The following is a 482-nucleotide window of genomic DNA, read 5'->3' on the forward strand; positions in this document are numbered from 1 at the left end:
CGAGCCCTGTTAGAGCAGACGCCAACGCCTCCCACCACAGCCCTGATAGTGCGGGTAGAGGAAGTGGAAATGGACGAGATGTGGAGCTTTGTGCAATCAAAGCGGCAGCAACGATGGCTCTGGCAGGCCATCGACCATCAAACAGGTACCGTGTTGGCCTATGTTCTAGCGCCCCATGAAGATGCTGCCCTCTCAGCGCTCATGACATTGCTCACTCCCTTTGGCATCCGGCAGTTTTACACCGATAGGTGGGGGGCTTACTTGCGGTTGCTTGAGCCTGAACAGCATACGGTTGGCAAGACGAACACGCAGCGCATTGAACGAAAACACCTAACGTTAAGGACTCGGATCAAACGGTTGGCGCGCAAAACCATTTGCTTCTCTAAATCTGTCTTGATGCATGACACCGTGATTGGACTGTTCATCAACCGCTATGAATTTGGGCGACCTATATAACAACCCATACACAGGTCTAGAACACT

1 protein-coding gene is annotated in these 482 nt (G+C 52.3%); it reads left to right on the plus strand.

The genetic code is table 11. The annotated features are described in order from the left end of the window. Window positions 1-456, plus strand: a 456-nt coding sequence (locus FLQ44_RS25680) for an IS1 family transposase (protein WP_147695759.1), incomplete at its 5' end; no start/stop codon positions are given. Window positions 457-482: the final 26 nt, after the last annotated feature.

It is taken from the genome of Vogesella mureinivorans, assembly GCF_007644035.1.
Classification (GTDB): domain Bacteria; phylum Pseudomonadota; class Gammaproteobacteria; order Burkholderiales; family Chromobacteriaceae; genus Vogesella; species Vogesella mureinivorans.